The organism is Duganella sp. Root198D2, from assembly GCF_001428585.1.
Classification (GTDB): domain Bacteria; phylum Pseudomonadota; class Gammaproteobacteria; order Burkholderiales; family Burkholderiaceae_D; genus Rugamonas.
In genome coordinates this window covers 50,890-71,374 of the sequence record NZ_LMIC01000016.1, presented here as the reverse complement: position 1 = coordinate 71,374, position 20,485 = coordinate 50,890, and the positions used below count along the sequence as shown (strand labels likewise).

Below are 20,485 nucleotides of genomic sequence, written 5' to 3'. Positions count from 1 at the left end.
CCCCTTCCCATCCCGAACAGGACCGTGAAACGACTTTGCGCCGATGATAGTGCTGCAACCAGTGTGAAAGTAGGTTATCGTCAGGCTCTTATTAGAAAAGCCCGCTAGGCATGTGCCAGCGGGCTTTTTGCATTATGATACGGCACGCAATTCTTTATAAAGGAATAACGATGCCGATCACGAAACTCCTCAGTGGCCTCACCCTGGCCCTGCTTTCCCTGCATGTCTCTGCGGCTACCGAGCCGGCTTGGGTTACCAAGAGCAATGAGAACGCCAAGCTTCTGCTGAACCTGCAAGCCAAGTATTCGCCTGAAAGTGCCAGCAGCCTGGGTGTTGATGGCTATGATGAGCAGATCACCGACATGTCGCGCGACCTGTTTGAAGTCACCGCAAAAGATACGCGTGCTGTCATCGCCGAATTGCAGAAGCGTCAGAGGGCGGAAAAGGACCCCAAGGTCAAGCAAGACCTGGAGATCCTGGTCGGGGCAGCAGAAGACCAGTTGCGCTCTGCTACCGTGAACCGCAAATACCTGCTGCCGTTTACCGACGTTACCCAGTTGATGTTTGGTGTGATGCGCCAGACGCTGGATCCGCGCATTCCTAAGGAGCGGCAGAAAACGCTGTTGGTGCGCATGGAGAAATACGCCGGCCTCACCAAGGGCTACCGCCCGATCACCGAACTGGCTTATGAGCGCTACCTGGAACGCCAGAAAGCCGACAAGAATTTGCTGGGCCCGTACAAAGGCGAAGTGGAACAGGCGCTGAGTGCAGCGCCAGCCATGATCAAGGGCATGAAGGATTTGCTCAGCAAGAGCGACTTGAAAGGCTGGGAGCCGGCATTTGCGGCAATCGAAACCCAATTAACTACATATAACGCCAAGATCAAGGACCAGATCTTGCCGAAGGCCCGTGCCGACCATCGTCTGCCGACGGAAGTCTATGCCGACAACCTGCACCAGTTCGGCGTAGATATCGCTCCGAAAGAGCTGATTGCGAAGGCGTTGACGTCTTTTGCTGAAATCCGCAACCAGATGGCCATCACTGCCAGCTTGATTGCCAAGGAGCGCAAGCTGCCGGACGCGGACTATCGCGCTGTCATGCGCGAGCTGAAGAAGCAGCAAATCCCGGCCGAGCAGGTCATGCCTTTGTATGGCGAGCGCCTGTCGCAAATCGAATCCGCCGTACGCGAGCAAGGCATCGTCACCCTGCCGGATCGCAAGGCTGTCATCCGCCTGGCGAGCGAGGCCGAGAATGCGCAGCAGCCGGCTCCACACATGAGCCCACCACGCCTGATCGGCAATACCGGCGAGTACGGCGAGTTCGTGCTGACCACCGGCATGCCGCCTGATGCCAGCGGCAAGAAACTGGTCTTCGACGACTTCACGCACCAGGCCGGTAGCTGGACCCTGACCGCGCACGAAGCGCGACCGGGCCATGAGCTGCAATTTGCGAAGATGATCGAGATGGGCGTGTCGACTGCACGCGGCGTGTTTGCTTTCAACAGCGTGAACGTGGAAGGCTGGGCGCTGTATGCCGAGGCGGAAATGCAGCCGTTCGAGCCGCTCGATGGCCAATTGTTCGCACTGCAGGCCCGCATGCAGCGTGCCGCCCGCGCCTTCCTCGACCCGATGGTGAACCTGGGTGAAATCAGCCCGGAAGGAGTGAAATCGTTCCTGATGGACGAAGTTGGCCTGTCGGAAGGCATGGCAACGCAGGAAATGCAGCGCTACACCTTCCGCGCTCCAGGCCAGGCGACCTCATACTTCTATGGCTATCAGCGACTGATGGAAACACGCCAAGCGGCGGAAGTGGCCTTGCGCCAGAAATTCAATCGCAAGGCCTTCAATGACTTCGTGCTGTCCCAGGGAATGTTGCCACCTGCGCTGCTGCGCAAGGCAGTGATGGAAGACTTCGTTCCGTCCCAGCGTTAAACGCCCCACACGATATCGTGCCCGCCCGTCTGGGCGGCACGCAGCATTTCCAGGAGGGGGAAGGCGCGCTGCGCAAATCCTACCTTCTGGGTTTCGCCGAAATCGGCATCGCCATTATCATCCGGCAGGGCATGGCTGGGCGTATGGGCGGCATGTTCGGAATCGACTTCCGGATGCAGTTTGCTAAGTGCAACTTCCTTCTCGAGCAGTTGCAGCGCCTGGGAAGCTTCCGCTGCCGTGATGACACCCCGCGTCGGGCTCTTCTTCAGCAGGTCCATGATGCGTTCGACGTGCTCGTGCGCCATCATGAGTTCCGGCGACGAAATGGATTTAAATTTGATCAACATGGCGCGCTTCCTTAGTTTGTTGATGTGCTAATACGATAGCACGAGTGCAGTCGCGCGCGTCGTGCTACTTAATACAATTTAAACGAACTCAAGAATGTATCAACCGTATCCGCATCAAAATGTTTCTGGTTCCCCAGAATGACGACCTGATATACGCGTTTATCTTTCGCCAGGAAGCGGCCACGCATGGCCAACGGGGCGCCATTTGGCGCCGCGCCGCGCGCTTCCACTTCAAATGCACCGTCCTTGGTGCTTTCCCTGGTAATAGTACCGCCGATATTGCGCACCATGGCTAGCTTCATCGCTTGCACGGCCAGGGCGGCCTTGGTGGCGTCCGGTAGCTCGGCCGTACCGACGGCGAACATGGTGCCATCGACTTCCGCTGCGGACATGGTCATCTTCACGTCCTGGCCATCAAGATTGATGGCGCGGGTGTGGGTGGCGGCTTTGCCGGGCAACATGACGGTGTAAGGCGCGTCGCTGCTGCGGAAATCGCGCCAGTCGAATTTCGGACTGCAGGCTGCGAGCGCGCCGGCTGCGAGCAGGAGCGCGAGGGCTTTGTTCAGGGTGATTGTCTTCATGACCCGAATGGTAGCACCTCGCTGCCAGGTCAATCTGCGCCGGGGCCTGGGCCCATGCCGCCTGGAGGCGGGCCCATGCCAGGGCCGCCCGGACCGCGCATGCCGCCCGGCTCGCGCTGAGGGCCTTCGCGCCGCGTTCCGGGCGCGCTGCCGAAGCGATAAGACAGGCCGACATAAATGATGCGGCCGTCGAACTCGCGCAGCGAGCGCTCGCGCAGGGCGTAGGTATCGGTGATGGTCGACATCTTGTTGCTGTTGAAGACGTCGGTGGCGTTGACCATCAGGGCCAGTTGCGGCGTGATGGCGTGGCGCCAGGTCAGGTTCAGCGTAGTGTTCGGTTCACGATAACCCTGGCCGGTAAGCATCTTGCCCTGCGCCTGGACGGCCGCCTGCAGCATGTCGGTGCTGCTTGCCTGCCAGTTCAGGCGCAGGCGGCCACTCAGCGAAGAGGCGGTGCGCCTGGTCTGGTCGCCATTCACTTCCAGCACGCTTTGTTCGAAACGGGCCACGTTGCCACTCAGGTTGAGCGTCAGTGTCGGCAGCAGCTTGCCGGTCAGCGTGAACTCCATGCCGCCGGAACGGGTGCTGCCGGCATTCTCGCGGGTGGTCAGCAGCACAGTGTCGCTGATGAAGTATTTGCGGTCCAGGATGGAATCGGTCTCGTCGCGGAAATAACCGCGCAGGTTGGTCTCCAGGCCGAACATGCGGGTCTCGTAACCTAGTTCGAAGGAATCGGTTTGGGCCGGCTTCAGTTTCGGATTGCCGGAAGAGACATTCAGTTCGTCGCGATAGACCACGAAGGGATTCAGGTCCTGTGCATTCGGGCGGCGCAGGCGATGCGCGTAAGCGAAGCGCATTTGCGAGTTCTCGCTCATTTTGTAGGTAGCGAAGAAGCTCGGGATCAGGTTGGTGTAGCTGTTGCCGGCGGCGACCTGGCTGGTAAGCTGGTCGATCTCCATCTCGGTATGCTCGGCGCGCAGGCCGGCCATCAAGCCCCATTGCTCGTTAAATCGCATCTGGTAGGAGCCGTAGGCGGCGTAGATGGTTTCCTTCATGTCGAAGGCGTTGCTGCGCAACGCGTTGGGCGAGCCTTCCTGCGTAATCGGGTCGATGTTGGCGTAATCGATGCTCGAGTCATTGCGGTTCTGGACGATCTTGTAGCCAAGCTTGGTCACGCCGCCGAACAGGTTTGCTTCGTAATCGCCGGTGAAGTCGATGATCTCGTTCTTGTTGCGGTTCTTCTGCGTGCTGTCGGCCTGGCTGCCGATTGGCGGACGCACCACATAGCTATTGCGGTAGCTGCTGTCGGAATCGTTGGTGGCGGTCGACACGCGCAAGTCCATCTTGAAGGATTCGCCCGGCGCGTCGCCCTTGTGGTCCCAACGCGCATTCCACGAGTAGTTCTTGCTCTCGCCTTCGCGCAAGGTGCTGCGCAGGTAGTTGTCGGTGACGATGCCATCGGGGTCGGTCGAAAGGTAGTTGTCGCTTGCGCGCGCATCGTTGGTGCGATGCGAGTAGGCGACCTGGGCGCCCAATGTATCGTTGGCGCCCAGGTTGTAGGTGACGCCGCCGTTCAGGCCCGCATTGTCATTCAGGCCGTTCGACTGCGATTGCTGCTCGCTGTGCGACAGGACTCCGGTACGGGGATCGATGCGCTCGCGCACCGTTTCGCCGACCGAGTTGCGGCCGTCATGGCGCACGTTGATGCCGCCCTGGAAGCCCCACAAGCCTTCGTTGTAGGTGCCGGACAGTGCGCTGTTGTAGCGGCCTGCCGTACCGTAGTTGGCATTGGCCACGCCAAAGCCGCCCGGCTTGCGCGAGCGCTTCATGACCAGGTTGATGATCGGGCCGCCGCCGCCTTCGTTGCCGAATTGCGCGCCGGGGTTGTTGATCACCTCCACCGACTCGAGGTCATCGGCGGGAATCGACTGCAGCGCCGGGCCGCGGTTATCGCCTTGCAGCATGGCCGAAGGCTTGCCGTCGACGTAGACCTGCACATTGCTGCTGCCGCGCAGGGTCAGCGAGCCGTCCGGATCGACGTTCACGGAAGGGACGTTGTTCAGCGCGTCGGCAGCGGAGCCGTTGCTGCTGGACGTATCGGATTTCACGTCGTAGACCTGACGGTCGATACGGTTGGTCGGGCGCTCCGCTGCCACCGTCACGCTGGTGATGTTGCCAGTCTCAGGCGGGACATCTTTTTTTACGCTTGCTGGCGTGGCTGCGGCCTTGGCTGGCTGGGAGGTCTGGGTTTGGGCGGCGGCGCTGCCGCAGCACAGGAGGATCAGGATAGGTACGGCGCAGTAGCGCGAGTAACGGTATTGGGTGGTCATGGTGGCGGCAATTCTAGCGAAGAACGCGCCACCCAAACCACGTATTTACGCGGAATTACATTTGAAACTTAGAGTTGCCGAAGGGCGCGGCGCAAGTTGATCGCTTCAGAGACGTGCTTGCCGCCGATTTGCTTCTGGCCATCCAGGTCGGCCACAGTGCGGGCCACGCGGAGCACGCGGTGGTAGGCGCGGGCCGACCAATGCAGCTTGTGCATGGCTGCGCGCAAGACGGCTTGGCCGCTGGCATCCGGCTTGCAGAATCGGTCGATTTCGCGCGGCGTCAGCTGTTGGTTGGTTTTCCCCTGGCGGGCGATCTGGCGCTCGAAGGCAGCGTGCACGCGCGCGGCAATTGTTTCGGACAGCTCACCCACTGCGTCCGCTTGCAGGATGTCGGGCGGAACGGGGCCAACTTCGATTTGCATGTCGATGCGGTCAAGCAAGGGGCCCGAAACGCGGTTCTGGTAGCGCAGGATCTGGTCGGGCGTGCATTGGCAAAGGCCTGCAGGATGGCCAAGGTATCCGCATGGGCACGGGTTCATGGCTGCAATCAGCTGGAAGCGGGCAGGGAAGTCGGCGTGCCGGGTGGCGCGGGCGATAGTGACGCGGCCGGATTCGAGCGGCTCGCGCAGCACTTCCAGCACGCGGCGATCAAACTCCGGCAACTCGTCGAGGAAAAGCACGCCGCAATGGGCCAGCGAAATCTCGCCGGGGCGCGGCACGCTGCCGCCACCGACCAGCGCCGCGCCGGACGAGGTGTGGTGCGGGGAGCGGAAGGGGCGCACCTTCCAGCCTTCGACGGTGAAGCCGCTGATCAAAGATTGTACGGCGGCGGCTTCCAGCGCCTCATCGTCCGTCATCAACGGCAGCAGGCCGGCGAAGCGGGTGGCCAGCATGGTCTTGCCGGCGCCGGGCGGGCCGACCAGCAGGACCGAATGGCGTCCTGCGGCTGCAACCTCCATCGCACGCTTGGCGAAGATCTGGCCTTTGACGTCGGCGAAGTCGGGAATCGACGGCGGCAGGGGCAGGGGCTGGGCCACATGGCGCGGAAGGGCGAAGCTGCCGTCGGGATCCAGGCCGAAATGGGCGCATACCTGCAGCAGCGTGGCGGCGGGGTAGATGCGGGCACCTGTGACCAGCGCGGCTTCGTCGGCATTGGCGCTGGGGAGAATGAAGCCGCGGCCGGCGCCGCCGGCGGAGCGCTGCATGGCGTAAGTCATCGCTAGCGCGCCGCGGATCGGACGCAGCTCCCCAGTCAGCGACAGCTCGCCGGCGAACTCGAATTGTTCCAGGGTGGACGAAGGAATCTGGCCGGACGCGGCCAGGATGCCGATGGCGATCGGCAGGTCGAAACGGCCGGATTCCTTGGGCAGGTCGGCCGGGGCCAGGTTGACAGTGATGCGGTGCTGCGGCAGTTCGAACCCGGCATTGGTGATGGCGGCGCGGACCCGGTCGCGCGATTCCTTCACTTCGGTGTCGGCCAGGCCGACGATGGCGAACGCGGGCAAGCCGTTGGCGAGGTGGACTTCGACACTGACTTCCGGAGCCTGCATGCCGGCCAGCGCGCGGCTTTTAATGACTGCGATGCTCATGGTGGCCTCCCGGTCTACGACAGCACATCGTAGGCCCGGGGCGCCACCGCTCGTTTGCGCTAGCGCAAGGGGCTTACTTGTCGGCCAGCTTGGCTTCCAGCTCAGCCAGGCGCGATTCCAGCAGTTCCAGCTTGGCGCGGGCCTTGGCCAGCATCTGGGCCTGGATGTCGAATTCCTCGCGGGTCACCAGGTCCAGCTTGGCAAAGCCCTGGGTCATCATCGCCTTGACGTTCTTTTCAATGTCTTTGGCTGGCGAGTTTTCGATGACCTGGTTGACCTTCTGTTGCAAGTCGTTGAAGAAGGCGTTCATGTCCATGTTTTTCTTTCCGATGTGTGAGTTTATGCACCACGACGGTGCGGCTTTGGCTTTAAATGGTGCGGAAAGCTGTCCTTATATCAATTCGCGCACGAATTTTGGCTGGCACGCAATCTGCTACTAAGCAAGAAAGCTGTCGTTTCAGACTGAATTTTAAACCGCAATAAAAGTTCACTCAAAAGGAAATCGCCATGATTCATAAGAGCAAGAAGCTGGGCCTCACCGTTGCAGTCGCGCTGGCAATGGCAACGATGGGAACCGGCCTGGCCCAAGCGGCCGATGCCGCACCGGAGGCGAAGCCTGATAATGAGTTCAGCTATAACGCGGCCCTGACCAGCGACTACCGCTACCGTGGTATCTCGCAAACCCGCCTGAAACCGGCGCTGCAAGGCGGCGCCGACTGGGTCAACAATCCGACCGGTTTCTATGCAGGTGCCTGGGCCTCCACCATCAAGTGGATCAAGGATGGCGGCGGTGATGCTTCCGTTGAACTGGACCTGTATGGCGGCAAGCGCGGTGAAATCGCGCCTGGCGTCAGCTATGACGTTGGTTTCCTGGCCTATGTCTATCCATCCAATGAACTGCATCCAAGCGCCAATACCCGCGAACTGTATGGCCAGGTTGGCTATGGCCCGGCTACCCTCAAGTACTCGCATTCGCTGAGCAACCTGTTCGGCTTTGCCGACAGCAAGCACAGTACTTATATCGATGCCTCAGTCAACCAGGACCTGGGTGATGGCTATGTGCTGAACCTGCACGTGGGGCGCCAGAAGGTGGAGAACTCCAGCTTCTACAGCTACACCGACTGGAAGGTTGGCGTGACCAAGGACCTGGGCTTTGCCTCGCTGGCGCTGGCCTACATCGATACCAATACCGAAAATTATCTCGGACCAAATGGCAAGAAACTAGGTAAGGCTGGCGCAGTGCTGACCTTGTCCAAAACCTTCTGAAGAGGCACCAGTATGAAAATGATTACCGCCATTATCAAGCCGTTCAAGCTCGACGAGGTGCGTGAAGCCCTGTCGGCGATTAACGTGCAAGGTATTACGGTGACCGAAGTCAAAGGCTTCGGCCGCCAGAAAGGTCACACCGAGCTGTATCGCGGCGCGGAATATGTGGTCGACTTCCTGCCAAAGACCAAGATCGAGGCGGCGGTCGACGATGCCATCGTCGACCAGGCTATCGAGGCGATCGAGAATGCCGCGCGCACCGGCAAGATTGGCGACGGCAAGATTTTCGTCTCGTCGCTGGAACAAGTAATCCGTATCCGTACCGGCGAAACCGGCAACGAAGCACTGTAAGGGGAACCGTGATGCAAAAGACCATTAAGAAATGGCTGGCGGGGGTGACTGTCCTGTTGGCGTTCAGCGCAGCATTGCCTGTGCTGGCTCAAGATGCCAAGCCGGCCGAAGCGCCGGCTGCCGCTGCTACCGCTGCCGCCTCCGCGGCTGCTCCTGCTGTTGCGCCGGCTGATGCCGCCGCTCCTGCTGCCGCTGCCGCGGCTCCGGCCGCCGCGCCGGCCCCGGTTGCGCAGAAGGGCGACACCGCCTGGATGTTCGTGGCCACCCTGCTGGTGATCATGATGACCATTCCCGGCCTGGCCCTGTTCTACGGCGGCCTGGTACGCTCCAAGAACATGCTGTCCGTGCTGCTGCAGGTGTTCTTCGTGTTCGCGCTGATCATCGTGCTGTGGTGCCTGTACGGCTATTCGATTGCCTTCACCGAGGGCAATGCCTTCTTCGGTGGCTTCAGCCGTTCGCTGCTGTCCGGCATTTACGATCCGGCCAAGGGCTTCTCGGTGGCTGCGACTTTCAGCAAGGGCGTAGTGATCCCTGAGTTCATTTACGTTGCCTTTCAGGGCACTTTTGCAGCCATTACCTGCGGCCTGATCGTCGGTGCGTTTGCAGAACGCGTGCGTTTCTCCGCCGTGCTGGCCTTCATGGTGCTGTGGTTTACCTTCAGCTACCTGCCGATCGCCCACATGGTCTGGTTCTGGACCGGCCCTGACGTGATCACCAATGCCGAGACCCTGGCAAGCGAAACCGCCAAGGCAGGATGGATCTTCCAGAAGGGCGCGTTGGACTTCGCCGGCGGTACCGTGGTGCACATCAATGCCGCTGTTGCCGGCCTGGTGGGCGCTATCATGATCGGCAAGCGCGTTGGCTACGGCCGCGACTCCATGGCTCCGCACTCGCTGACCATGACCATGATCGGCGCATCGCTGCTGTGGGTGGGCTGGTTCGGCTTCAACGCCGGTTCGGCGCTGGAAGCTGGCGACATCGCTGCATTGGCCTTCGTCAATACCTTGCTGGCAACTGCCTGCGCCACCGTGTCGTGGGTATTCGGTGAGTGGATCTTCAAGGGCAAGCCTTCCATGCTGGGCGGCGCGTCCGGCGCGGTGGCGGGCCTGGTGGCGATCACCCCGGCTTGCGGTTTTGTCGGCCCGATGGGTGCACTGGCGATCGGCCTGCTGGCGGGCATCATCTGCCTGTGGGGCGTGAATGGCCTGAAGCGCCTGATCGGCGCGGACGACTCGCTGGACGTGTTCGGCGTGCATGGCGTGGGCGGTATCCTGGGCGCGATCCTGACTGGTGTGTTCGCTGCACCATCTTTGGGCGGCCAGGGTGTATTTGACTACGTTGCCAACAAGGCAAGCGCTGAGTACTCGATCAGCGGCCAGGTGCTTACCCAGGCGACTGCTGTCGGCGTCACCATCGTGTGGTCGGCTGTTGTTGCCTTCGTGGCTTACAAGCTGGTCGACATCGTGATTGGCCTGCGCGTGCCGGAAGAAGAAGAACGCGAAGGCCTGGACATCACCAGCCACGGCGAATCGGCTTACCACGCTTAACGTAGTAGCTTGGAACCGTGGGGCCGGGCACCGACAGAAGCAGCTGCGCCATGTCTCTGTCGGCGCCAGACCCCTGACGCCCCCGCGCACGCCCCCTTCGGGGGCTTTTTTTTGTTCCAAACTATCTTTTAATTGGCGGTTTTGCCCCAAAATGGAGAGTCTGCAAATACCAACCCGCAAGGAAGTCACATGGTTCCCCATCTCGTCACGGCCCTGACCGGGCCGTTACTGGATCTTGAAGAAAAGATCATTGCCGCGACCCCAGCTATTGAACGGTGGTTCCGCCTCGAGTGGCAGGAACATACGCCGCCGTTCTACGCTTCGGTGGACTTGCGCAATGCCGGCTATAAGCTGGCCCCGGTGGATGCCAACCTGTTCCCTGGCGGCTTCCATTACCTGGCCAACGAAATGCTGCCGCTGTCGGTACAGGCGGCGATGGCGGCGATCGATAAATACTGTCCGGATGCGCGCAACCTGTTGCTGATCCCGGAAATCAAGCCGCGTCATCCGACTTACTTCCAGGGCGTCGCGCGCCTGATGCAGATTTTCCGCCAGACCGGCCTGAATGTCCGTTTCGGCTCGCTGGATCCATCGGTGACCCAGCCGACGCCGCTGGCGCTGCCTGACGGCAATATGCTGGTGGTAGAACCGCTGGTGCGTTCGCCGAATGGCCGCCGCCTGGGTCTCAAGGATTTCGATCCGTGCACCATTTTGCTGAATAACGACCTGTCGGCCGGCATTCCAGACATCCTGACCAACCTGCACGAGCAAAGCCTGTTGCCGCCATTGCATGCCGGATGGGCAATCCGCCGCAAATCCAACCACTTCAATGCCTATGACGAAGTGGCCAAGAAGTTCGGCAAGCTGATCGGCGTAGATCCCTGGATGGTCAATCCTTTCCACGCCAAATGCGGCGCGGTGGACCTGACCACCGGCGAGGGACAGGAAAGCCTGGCGGCCTCGGTCGATGCGGTGCTGGCCAAAATCCGCAAGAAATACAAGGAATACGGCATCAAGGAGAAGCCGTTCGTCATCATCAAGCCGGATGCCGGTACTTACGGCAAGGGCGTCATCACGATCCGCGATGCGGCCGAGCTGAAAGAGTTGTCGGAAGAGCAGCGCAAGCGCATGACCGTGATCAAGGATGGCAAGGCGGTGACCGACCTGAATATCCAGGAGGGGGTGCCGACCTTTGAGAGCATCAAGGAGGCGTTTGCCGAGCCGGTTGTGTATATGATTGACCGGTATGTGGTGGGTGGCTTCTACCGCGTGCATGGCGAGAAGGGGCCGGACCAGAACCTGAACGCGCCGGGCTCGCAATTCGTGCCGCTGGCGTTCGCGCAGCAGCATGCCGTGCCGGATGTGAAAGCGAAGCCGGGAACGGCGGCGCCGAACCGCTTCTATGTCTACGGCGTAGTGGCGCGGCTGGCCCTGCTGGCCGCTTCGCTGGAGATGGAGCGCACCGACCCGGATCCTGAGGTGTACTGAACGCCAGTCGCGCAGATCGGCTAGAATCAGTTGTTACATTTTTGGACTAATCCATGAAAATCGCCTTCCTCGCCGACCCGCTGTCCAGCTTCAAGATCTACAAGGACTCCACCTTCGCCATGATGGCCGAGGCGGCGCGCCGGGGGCATGAGGTGTACGCCTTCCAGCAGCGCCACATGGCGCTCAAGGAAGGCAAGGTCACGGCCCACGTCTCGCGCATCGAGCTGACCGGCGATGCCCACGAATGGTACAAGGCAGCACCGTCGGAAGACACCGGCCTGGCTGCCTTTGACGCGGTAATCCAGCGCAAGGATCCGCCGTTCGACATGGAATACGTCTACGGCACCTACCTGCTGCAGCTGGCGGAGAAACAGGGCGCGCAAGTCTTCAACAAGCCTTCGGCCATCCGCGACCACAATGAAAAGCTGTCGATCGCCCAGTTTTCGCAATTCACCGCGCCGACCCTGGTCACCAGCGACGAGACCCGCCTGCGCGACTTCCAGGCCGAACACGGCGACGTGATCCTGAAGCCGCTGGACGGCATGGGCGGCGCCGGCATCTTCCGCGTGAAAGCCGATGGCCTGAACCTGGGCTCCATCATCGAGACCCTGACCCAGCTCGGCACCCGCACCATCATGGCGCAGCGCTACATCCCCGACATCGTCAAGGGCGACAAGCGCATCCTGCTGATCGACGGCAAACCGGTGCCTTTCTGCCTGGCGCGTATCCCGCAAGCGGGCGAAGTGCGCGGCAACTTGGCTGCCGGCGGTACCGGCGTGGCCCAGCCGCTGTCGCAGCGCGACCGCGAAATCGCCGAGGCCCTGGGTCCGGAATTGGCTGCGCGCGGCCTGTTGCTGGTAGGATTAGACGTGATCGGCGATTACCTCACCGAGGTGAACGTCACCAGCCCGACCTGCTTCCAGGAGATCACGCAGCAGACTGGCTTCCAGGTCGCATCCATGTTCATCGATGCGGTGGAAGCCCGGGCAGGCAAGCAAGGATAAACATGGTAGGGATTTTATTGATGACACACGCGCCGCTGGGCCAGGCTTTCCTGGCCGCCGCAGCGCATGTGTTCCGGGCCCCGGTGGAAAAACTGGAGGCGATCGACGTGCTGGCAGACCAGGACCTGAATGAAGTGCAGCAGTTGGCACGTGAGGCCATCCAGCGCCTCGATACCGGTGCCGGGGTGCTGGTCATGACCGATATCAAGGGCGGCACGCCCGCCAATTGCTGTAACAAGCTGGCCGATGCGGGCCAGGTCGAAGTGGTCGCGGGCATCAGCCTTCCCATGCTGCTGCGCGCCATCACCTACCGTACCGATACGCTGGACGTCGTAGTGGAAATGGCCCTGGCCGGTGCCCAGAATGGCGCGGTCAAGGTCGATAATCGTATCCGAGTCAACTAAACAAAACTAAAACATGATTCAGCAAGAACTTGAAATTATCAACAAGCTCGGATTGCATGCACGTGCTTCTGCAAAATTCACCCAACTGGCAGCCAAGTTCCAAAGCGATGTCTGGCTGTCGCGTAACGGTCGCCGCATCAACGCCAAGTCCATCATGGGCGTGATGATGCTGGCTGCTGGCAAGGGCGCCAAAGTCCTGCTGGAAGCGGACGGCGCCGATGAACAGGATTGCATCAACGCCCTGGCCGCACTGGTCAACGACAAGTTCGGCGAAGGCGAGTAAATGCGGGACGGCAGCCCGATGGCATCGTTCTCCCTTCACGGAATTCCGGTTTCGCGTGGCATCGCGATCGGCCGCGCGCACATCCTTGCGCCGGCGGCGCTCGACGTAAAGCACTACCTGATCTCCGAGGAGCACGTGGAAGCGGAAGTGAAGCGCCTGCAGCAGGCGCTGGCTGCCGTGCACCGCGAGCTGCAAACGCTGTGGAATGAATTGCCGAAAGATGCCCCGACGGAGCTGGGCGCCTTCATCGACGTGCATGCGCTGATCCTGTCGGACCCGATGATTTCCGAGGCGCCGCTGGATATCATCCGCAGCCGCCATTACAACGCCGAGTGGGCGCTGCTGACCCAGATCGACGAGCTGTCGGCGCAGTTCGACGAAATCGAAGACCCCTACCTGCGCGAGCGCAAGGCCGATATCCAGCAAGTGGCGGAACGGGTGCTGAAAGTCCTGATGGGCAGCGAGCCGCTGCTGCCGAAACAGGCCGAACTGGAAGGCGACGAGTTCCTGGCCCAGATGATCGTGGTGGCACACGATATCTCGCCGGCCGATATGCTGAAGTTCCGCGATCGTTCCTTTATCGGCTTCGTGACCGACGTGGGCGGCCAGAATTCGCACACCGCCATCGTTGCGCGTTCGCTCGACATTCCGGCAGCGGTGGGCATGTCGCAGGCTTCCACCCTGATCCAGCAGGACGACTGGGTGATCATCGACGGCGATGCCGGCGTGGTGATCGTCACCCCGAGCGCGCAAGTGCTGGAGCAGTACCGCGAGCGCCAGCTGGCTGCGATGCGCGCGCGCAAAAAGCTGGGCAAGCTGAAAAAGACCCCGGCCGTCACCAGGGACGGCACGCCGATCGCCCTGATGGCGAACATCGAGCTGCCGGAAGATTGCGGGCACGCGATGGAGTCGGGCGCCAACGGCGTCGGCCTGTTCCGCTCCGAATTCCTGTTCATGGGCCGCGATGGCGAGATGCCGTCCGAGGACGAACAATACGAGCAGTACACCAAAGCCGTGCAGGCCATGAAGGGCCGCCCGGTCACCATCCGCACGCTGGATATCGGCGCCGACAAGCCACTGGACCAGATGGAGCACACTGCGCTCAATCCGGCATTGGGCTTGCGCGCCATCCGCTATTGCCTGGCGGAGCCGCAGATCTTCCTGACCCAGTTGCGCGCCGTCCTGCGCGCCTCGGTGCACGGCAAGGTGCGCATCCTGATTCCGATGATGGCGCATGCCTTCGAGATCGACCAGTCGCTGGCCATGATCAAGCGCGCCAAGGCGCAGCTTGACGACAGGGGCGAGAAGTACGACCCGGACGTGCCGGTGGGCGCCATGATCGAAATTCCGGCTGCCGCCCTGGCGCTGCCGATGTTCGTCAAAAAGATGGACTTCCTGTCGATCGGCACCAATGACCTGATCCAGTACACCCTGGCGATCGACCGCGTCGATTACGAAGTGGCGCACCTGTACGATCCGCTGCATCCGGCCATCTTGCAACTGATTGCGATGACCATTGCCGCCGGCCACAAAGCCGGCATCGAGGTCGCTGTGTGCGGCGAGATGGCGGGCGACGCCAAGATGACGCGCCTGCTGCTGGGCATGGGCTTGCGCGAATTCTCGATGCACCCGTCGCAGCTGCTGTCGGTCAAGCAGGAAATCCTGAACAGCGACCTGGGACTGATTGCGCCGCAGATGCGCAAGATCATGCGCGGCATGGACCCTGAAACGATTGCCGACGCAGTCAACGCCCTGCAAGCCCTGTAACACCAACTCTCGCATCAACACTTAACTACAGCCGGATTCACATGCCTTCGATTGGAATCGTCTCGCCGCAGACAATGCATTTTGCGGAACCCCTTCAGCTGCAGAGCGGAGCGTCCCTGCGCGACTACATGCTGATGTACGAGACCTATGGCACGCTGAATGCGGACAAATCGAACGCGGTTCTGGTGTGCCACGCGCTGAACGCTTCGCACCACGTGGCCGGTTACTACGCCGACAATCCGAAGAACGTGGGCTGGTGGGACAATATGGTCGGTCCGGGCAAGGCACTCGATACCGACAAGTTCTTCGTCATCGGCGTCAACAACCTGGGCTCCTGCTTCGGTTCGACCGGCCCGATGCACATCAATCCGGAAACCGGCAAGCAATACGGTGCCGCATTCCCGGTGGTGACGGTGGAAGACTGGGTGGCGGCACAGGCGCGCCTGGCTGACCAGCTGGGCATCCGGCAGTTCGCCGCGGTGATGGGCGGCTCGCTGGGCGGCATGCAGGCCCTGGCCTGGTCCATCATGCACCCCGAACGCCTGCGCCACTGCCTGGTGATCGCCTCCACGCCGAAACTGTCGGCGCAGAACATCGCCTTCAACGACGTGGCGCGCCAGGCCATCCTGTCCGACCCGGACTATCATGGCGGCGATTTCTACGAACACAGCGTGGTGCCGAAGAACGGCCTGAAAGTGGCGCGCATGATCGGCCATATCACCTACCTGTCGGACGACGACATGGCCGAGAAATTCGGCCGCAAGCTGCGCGATATTGCAGCCAGCGGCGGCGACTACAAATTCGGCTTCGGCATCGACTTCGAGATCGAATCCTACCTGCGCTACCAGGGCGACAAGTTTGCGGAATATTTCGACGCCAACACCTACCTGCTGATCACCAAGGCGCTCGACTACTTCGACCCGGCGCGCAAGTTCGACGGCGACCTGACCAAGGCCCTGGCCGGTACCAAGGCCAGGTTCTTCCTCGCATCCTTCACTACGGACTGGCGCTTCTCGCCGGAGCGCAGCCGCGAGATCGTGCAGGCCTTGCTGGCCAACCGGCGCGAGGTGACTTACGCCGAAATCGACGCACCGCACGGCCACGACGCCTTCCTGCTGGAAGATGCGCGCTATATGAACATGGTGCGCGCCTACTACGAGCAAGTGTGGAAAGAAACGAACAAGGAACAAGCAGCATGACTTTCGATGACCTGAGCAGCGCCCGTCCCGACCTGGCCTTCATTGCACACTGGGTGCGCGAAGGCGCCCATGTGCTCGACGTGGGTTGCGGCGACGGCGTGATGATGGATTACCTGCAGAGCGGCAAGCGCTGCACCGGCTACGGCCTGGAGCTGGCGGACGAACAGGTGCTGGCCTCGACCCGGCGCGGCGTGCGCGTGATCCAGCAGGACTTCGAGAACGGCCTGGGTATCTTCGGCGACAACTCCTTCGACACGGTGTTGTGCCTGTCCTCGCTGCAGATGATGAAGCATGTGGAAGTCCTGCTGCGCGACATCGTGCGCGTGGGCCGTGAAGCCATCGTGTCCTTCCCCAATTTCGCCTACTGGCCGCACCGCGTGGCGTTGCTGCAAGGGCGCATGCCGGTTTCCAAGTCGCTGCCATACCAATGGCACGACACGCCGAACGTGCGCTGCGCCACCATCTACGACTTCCAGGAACTGGCGGAGGAGGTGGGGCTGGAAGTGATCGAATGCGTGGCGCTGGCCGAGGGCAAGACGGTCTCGCTACTGCCTAACCTGCGCGGCGATCTGGCCGTGTTCCGTTTGCGGAAAAAGCAATCCAGTTAAGCTGTGTTATCTTAAAGCCATGAAGAAGTTCAAGCTCACCCTTATTGCGCTGGCGCTGGCCGCCGGCGCCGCGTCGGCCCAGCAGGCGCCGATGAATCCCAAAGCTGACGGCATCCCTGTCACCAAGCTTTCGCGCCTGCGCGTCTTTGCCGATGAGCAGGAAATGGACCAGCAGTCCAAGCTGCAATACGCCCAACTGCTGAATGAAGCCAAGCAGAAAGAAGCGCTGGTGCCAGAGTCCGACCCGCAGGTCAAGCGCCTGCGCGCCATTGCGGCCCGCATCGTGCCCAACGCCCAGCGCTGGAACCCCGCCGCTGCCAACTGGCAATGGGAAGTCAACCTGCTCAACTCCGACCAGGTCAATGCTTTCTGCATGCCGGGCGGCCGCATTGCTTTCTATACCGGCATCCTGGCGAAGCTGAACCTGACCGACGATGAAGTCGCCATGGTGATGGGCCACGAAATTGCCCACGCCCTGCGCGAACACGCCCGCAAGCGCGCCGTGCAGTCGACCGCCGTGTCGCTGGCCAGCAAACTGGGTGGCGCCGTGCTGTCGTCCTACCTCGGCATCGACCCGCGCATTACCGATGCCGGCGCCAATGTGGCCGGCCAGTTGACCGTGATGAAATTCTCGCGCGGCGATGAAACCGAATCCGACCTGGTCGGCATCGACCTGGCCGCGCGCGCCGGCTTCGATCCGCGCGCCGGGGTCGCGCTGTGGCAGAAGATGGGCGCCGTCAATGCGCGGCAGCCGATGGAGTTCCTGTCGACCCACCCAAGCGGCAATTCCCGTATCCAGGATATGCAGAAGCAGATGCCGCTGGTGTTGCCGGTCTATGCCCGCCAGCGCGGCCTCGACGTGAACAAGCTGCCGCCTTACCAGACTTCGCCCCTGCCGAAGTCCTGAGATGTCGCGCCCGAAGCACGCCTCGGGCGCGCCGCCATTGCCAATGCGCGATGGCGTGACGCCCAGCTACCTTTGGCTGCCGGAGGGCGACTGGCCGGACATGATCACCTTCATGTCCGCCAACTATCCTGCCGTGCCGGAAGCCCAATGGCGTGAGCGCATGGCGCGCGGCGACGTGGTGGACGGCATGGGCGTACCGGTGCAACCGGAGTCGCGTTTTGTGCGCGGCGCCCGCATCTGGTACTACCGCGAGCTGGAGCACGAGTTCCCGATTCCGTTTGAAGAAGAAGTGCTGCACCAGGACGAGCATATCGTCGTGGTCGACAAGCCGCACTTCCTGCCGACCATTCCGTCCGGCCGCTTTGTCAAAGAGACTTTGCTGGTGCGCGTGCGGCGCAAGCTGGGCATGGAAGACCTGGTGCCGATCCATCGACTCGACCGCGAGACGGCGGGGCTGGTGATCTTCTCCTGCAATGCCGAAAGTCGCGGCGACTACCAGTCGCTGTTCCAGAAGCGCCTGGTGCAGAAGGAGTATGAGGCGCTGGCCGCTCCGTTGCCGGGCCGCGAATTTCCTTTCGTGTACCGCAGCCGCATGGTGGAGGGCGACAAGTTCTTCACCATGAAGGAAGAGCCGGGCGAGCCGAATTCGGAAACCATGATCGACGTGATCGAACAGCGCGGTGCGCACGTGCTGTACCGCCTTTGGCCGCACACCGGCCGCCAGCACCAGTTGCGCGTGCACCTGTCGTCGCTCGGCATCCCGATCGTCAATGATGTGTTTTACCCGGTCGCCCTGCCGTGCAAACAGGACGACGTGTCGTCGCCGCTCAAGCTGCTGGCCAAGGCCATCGGCTTCCCCGATCCGTTGACGGGCGAATGGCGCTATTTCGAGAGCCGGCGCACGCTTTGAGCCAATTCCTTGCCTTCCTGCGACAGGAAGGGCGCTAGCTTGGCATAGCTGATCTCAATACCCTTGACTTCCTCATTCCAGGAATTGGGCTGCCGGTCCAGGCGCCGTGGATCGGCAGTACGTCGCCGGCATGGGCAATGCCGGCGAACAGGAGGGCCACGCCTGCCAGTTTTTGCATGAAGGTTTTAGCCGAACATGTAGCGGACCAGCAGTCCGATAGGGAACCACATGCCGAACTGGATTGCGAGGGCGATGAACAAGGCCTGGTTGGAAGGGCGCAGGCCTCCGGCGGCGCCTTCCGATATCACGCGCGTCATCGCCGCATGGGACACTTCGCGCAGCGTCATGCCGGTGGTGGCGACTTCGGTAATGGTTTCCGCCAGCGGGATGCGCGAGGTCAGGCTGGCGAGCAGCCATGGCAATGGTTTTGGCAGGCCGGATTGCAGGTTCAGGAAGCTGCGCCAGCCGCCGAGGAATTTTTCCGACAGCGGGCGGCCTGGTTCGTAATTGACGCTGCGCAGGAAGGTTTCCAGGATGCCTGCGCCCAGCTTGGCGATCAGGCCCGACTGGCTTTCCACAATGCGCGCCAGGATGCCCTGCAGGCCAATCTTATAGGCCGTCATGCCGGTCAGGACGACGGCGAGCATGAAGGGAGCGGCGACAAAGGCAGCATAGATCATGGCCGAGCCGTGGCCGCCACCGAGTTCGCTGCGGAACAACAGCGTAACGCCCAGCGCATTGACGACCAGCGCTGCAATCACTGCCAGCACGGTGCGTACGATGCCGGCACCGGCACCGCGGGTGATGTCGCCTGCCAGTTGCTTGGCGAGGGCGATTTTGTCGATGCCGCTGTTTTCTTCGTTTGACGGGGTCAGGACTTGGTTCATGGCCAGCGCAATAGTTGTTTACGGTTTGGCATTTTAAACAACTAAGGCGTATGTGGGCGATTTTAATTGCGTCAGTGCGCCGGCGCCGACTTGGGGCTGTAGCTGGAGCCTGGCGGGGCCCAGAACAGCGGGCCTTTCGGCGAGATTTGCAGGTTGTCGCTCAAGCCCTGCTTTTTCAGTTCGCGGCGCAGGCCTTCCACGCCGTCATCGCTCTCGATGATGAAGGCTTCGTCTATCACGTCGCCGTAATGGCGGTTGGTGGTTTCGATCGCCAGCTCGACCAGGTCGCCGTCGGCTTCGATGCTCCACAGGTGCACATCCTCGTCTTCGGCGAAAGTCTTGAAGCGCCAGGTGCCTTTGTCGGTCTGCACGAACTGGATGGTGTCGAATTGCTCGTCGGTGGCTTCCGACTCTTCGTCGTTGATAAAGCTGCTCTTGATGGTCAGCAGGAAGAGGACCAGTACGTTTTTCATGTTGTTTGCCGTGGTTATGCAGGGAATACGCCATTGTAAGGGACTGGCGCGCGTCCGCGCGTCTACCTGCCCTGCGGTCCCGCTGTCAACCCCATATTCCTGCTAGTTATCCGCAGTGCGGTACTTCCATACACTTCATTTCGTCGACACACACAACGTAGCGACGGCAGCAAAACAAACCACACTAACTTTTTGGAGAAATAAGATGACCCGTATCCTGAACCTGCAAGCCATGACCTCCTACCGTCCAGTCGACGAAGAAGCTAACAGCACCTCCAGCGGCAACGGCTGCGCCTGCTCGACCGCCAGCGCCGCCCTTTGCTTCATGGGCGACGAAGTGGTTGCCATCTAAGGCAGCTTCAAGCCACCAGCAGGCAGCGGCGCGGCCAATGCGCCGCTGCCTGCGCACTCCAGGAGAGAACCATGTCCCGCATCCTGAATCTCCAGGGCCTGTCGCTCAGGTTCGGCCTCGACGAAGAAACCAGCAGCACCAGTAGCAATGCGTGCTGCGCCTGCTCGACCCCAAGCGAATGCGCTTGCTTCATGGGCGAAGAATTCATCGCACTCTAGGCGCCGCCCGGCACAGCGGCACGCTGGCGCCGCCGCAGTCTCC

At 61.5% G+C, this 20,485-nt stretch carries 22 protein-coding genes; 15 read left to right on the top strand and 7 right to left on the bottom strand.

From position 1 onward, the window contains the following. Positions 1-170: 170 nt before the first annotated feature. Positions 171-1,931, top strand: a complete 1,761-nt coding sequence (locus ASE26_RS16180) for a DUF885 domain-containing protein (protein WP_055928659.1) — start codon at positions 171-173, stop codon at positions 1,929-1,931. Here the strand turns inward: ASE26_RS16180 and ASE26_RS16175 are convergent. The 5 genes from ASE26_RS16175 to ASE26_RS16155 form a co-directional block, all read right to left on the bottom strand. Beyond that, on the bottom strand, positions 1,928-2,278 hold the full coding sequence (locus ASE26_RS16175; protein ID WP_055928656.1) for a DUF1840 domain-containing protein: 351 nt from the start codon (positions 2,276-2,278) through the stop codon (positions 1,928-1,930). The genes ASE26_RS16180 and ASE26_RS16175 overlap by 4 nt on opposite strands. A gap of 68 nt (positions 2,279-2,346) precedes the next feature. Beyond that, positions 2,347-2,859: a hypothetical protein gene (locus tag ASE26_RS16170; RefSeq protein ID WP_055928653.1), complete on the bottom strand. Its 513-nt coding sequence runs from the start codon at positions 2,857-2,859 to the stop codon at positions 2,347-2,349. Positions 2,860-2,888: 29 nt separating this feature from the next. Then, positions 2,889-5,189: a TonB-dependent receptor domain-containing protein gene (locus ASE26_RS16165; RefSeq protein ID WP_082507234.1), complete on the bottom strand. Its 2,301-nt coding sequence runs from the start codon at positions 5,187-5,189 to the stop codon at positions 2,889-2,891. Between the two features lie 68 nt (positions 5,190-5,257). Then, complete coding sequence (locus ASE26_RS16160) at positions 5,258-6,778, bottom strand: YifB family Mg chelatase-like AAA ATPase (protein ID WP_055928650.1); 1,521 nt, start codon at positions 6,776-6,778, stop codon at positions 5,258-5,260. Between the two features lie 73 nt (positions 6,779-6,851). Next, positions 6,852-7,094 (bottom strand): accessory factor UbiK family protein, encoded by a 243-nt coding sequence (locus ASE26_RS16155; protein WP_055928647.1) that lies wholly within the window; start codon positions 7,092-7,094, stop codon positions 6,852-6,854. 191 nt (positions 7,095-7,285) lie between these two features. Here ASE26_RS16155 and ASE26_RS16150 point away from each other — a divergent pair, with 191 nt between their 5' ends. The 12 genes from ASE26_RS16150 (at position 7,286) to ASE26_RS16095 (ending at position 18,512) form a co-directional block, all read left to right on the top strand. Next, positions 7,286-8,044, top strand: a complete 759-nt coding sequence (locus tag ASE26_RS16150) for a TorF family putative porin (protein WP_055928644.1) — start codon at positions 7,286-7,288, stop codon at positions 8,042-8,044. 12 nt (positions 8,045-8,056) lie between these two features. Next, the gene (locus ASE26_RS16145) at positions 8,057-8,395 is read left to right on the top strand and encodes a P-II family nitrogen regulator (protein WP_028102386.1); all 339 of its coding nucleotides are present in this window, start codon (positions 8,057-8,059) and stop codon (positions 8,393-8,395) included. Between the two features lie 11 nt (positions 8,396-8,406). Further along, positions 8,407-9,942: an ammonium transporter gene (locus ASE26_RS16140; protein WP_055928640.1), complete on the top strand. Its 1,536-nt coding sequence runs from the start codon at positions 8,407-8,409 to the stop codon at positions 9,940-9,942. 189 nt (positions 9,943-10,131) lie between these two features. After that, positions 10,132-11,430 (top strand): glutamate--cysteine ligase, encoded by a 1,299-nt coding sequence (gshA, locus tag ASE26_RS16135; RefSeq protein WP_055928637.1) that lies wholly within the window; start codon positions 10,132-10,134, stop codon positions 11,428-11,430. Positions 11,431-11,483: 53 nt separating this feature from the next. Beyond that, positions 11,484-12,434 carry a glutathione synthase gene (gene gshB / locus ASE26_RS16130; protein WP_055928633.1) on the top strand — a complete coding sequence of 317 codons (951 nt, stop codon included), beginning with the start codon at positions 11,484-11,486 and terminating at the stop codon, positions 12,432-12,434. A 2-nt stretch (positions 12,435-12,436) separates the two neighbouring features. Continuing rightward, positions 12,437-12,838, top strand: coding sequence for a PTS sugar transporter subunit IIA (locus ASE26_RS16125; protein WP_055928630.1), 402 nt, complete (start codon positions 12,437-12,439; stop codon positions 12,836-12,838). Between the two features lie 13 nt (positions 12,839-12,851). Further along, positions 12,852-13,121 (top strand): HPr family phosphocarrier protein, encoded by a 270-nt coding sequence (locus ASE26_RS16120; RefSeq protein ID WP_055928627.1) that lies wholly within the window; start codon positions 12,852-12,854, stop codon positions 13,119-13,121. Positions 13,122-13,139: 18 nt separating this feature from the next. Then, entirely contained in the window at positions 13,140-14,888 is a 1,749-nt protein-coding gene (gene ptsP, locus ASE26_RS16115) for a phosphoenolpyruvate--protein phosphotransferase (RefSeq protein WP_055928670.1), read from the top strand. Positions 14,889-14,929: 41 nt separating this feature from the next. Then, positions 14,930-16,087: a homoserine O-acetyltransferase gene (locus tag ASE26_RS16110; RefSeq protein ID WP_082591385.1), complete on the top strand. Its 1,158-nt coding sequence runs from the start codon at positions 14,930-14,932 to the stop codon at positions 16,085-16,087. Continuing rightward, complete coding sequence (gene metW / locus ASE26_RS16105) at positions 16,084-16,695, top strand: methionine biosynthesis protein MetW (RefSeq protein ID WP_055928621.1); 612 nt, start codon at positions 16,084-16,086, stop codon at positions 16,693-16,695. The genes ASE26_RS16110 and metW overlap by 4 nt, the downstream gene beginning before the upstream one ends. Positions 16,696-16,714: 19 nt before the next feature. Beyond that, a complete protein-coding gene (locus ASE26_RS16100; RefSeq protein ID WP_055928618.1) occupies positions 16,715-17,602 on the top strand; it encodes a M48 family metallopeptidase in 888 nt (295 codons plus the stop codon). A 1-nt stretch (position 17,603) separates the two neighbouring features. Continuing rightward, positions 17,604-18,512, top strand: a complete 909-nt coding sequence (locus tag ASE26_RS16095) for a pseudouridine synthase (protein WP_055928615.1) — start codon at positions 17,604-17,606, stop codon at positions 18,510-18,512. A 185-nt stretch (positions 18,513-18,697) separates the two neighbouring features. Here the strand turns inward: ASE26_RS16095 and ASE26_RS16090 are convergent, their stop codons facing one another. Together ASE26_RS16090 and ASE26_RS16085 are read right to left on the bottom strand one after the other, a co-directional pair. After that, positions 18,698-19,399, bottom strand: a complete 702-nt coding sequence (locus ASE26_RS16090; RefSeq protein ID WP_055928612.1) for a hypothetical protein — start codon at positions 19,397-19,399, stop codon at positions 18,698-18,700. Positions 19,400-19,470: 71 nt separating this feature from the next. Then, entirely contained in the window at positions 19,471-19,872 is a 402-nt protein-coding gene (locus ASE26_RS16085; RefSeq protein ID WP_055928609.1) for a hypothetical protein, read from the bottom strand. A gap of 205 nt (positions 19,873-20,077) precedes the next feature. Here ASE26_RS16085 and ASE26_RS30670 point away from each other — a divergent pair, with 205 nt between their 5' ends. Continuing rightward, entirely contained in the window at positions 20,078-20,224 is a 147-nt protein-coding gene (locus ASE26_RS30670) for a hypothetical protein (protein WP_156397943.1), read from the top strand. Positions 20,225-20,295: 71 nt separating this feature from the next. Continuing rightward, on the top strand, positions 20,296-20,442 hold the full coding sequence (locus ASE26_RS30665; protein ID WP_156397942.1) for a hypothetical protein: 147 nt from the start codon (positions 20,296-20,298) through the stop codon (positions 20,440-20,442). Positions 20,443-20,485: the final 43 nt, after the last annotated feature.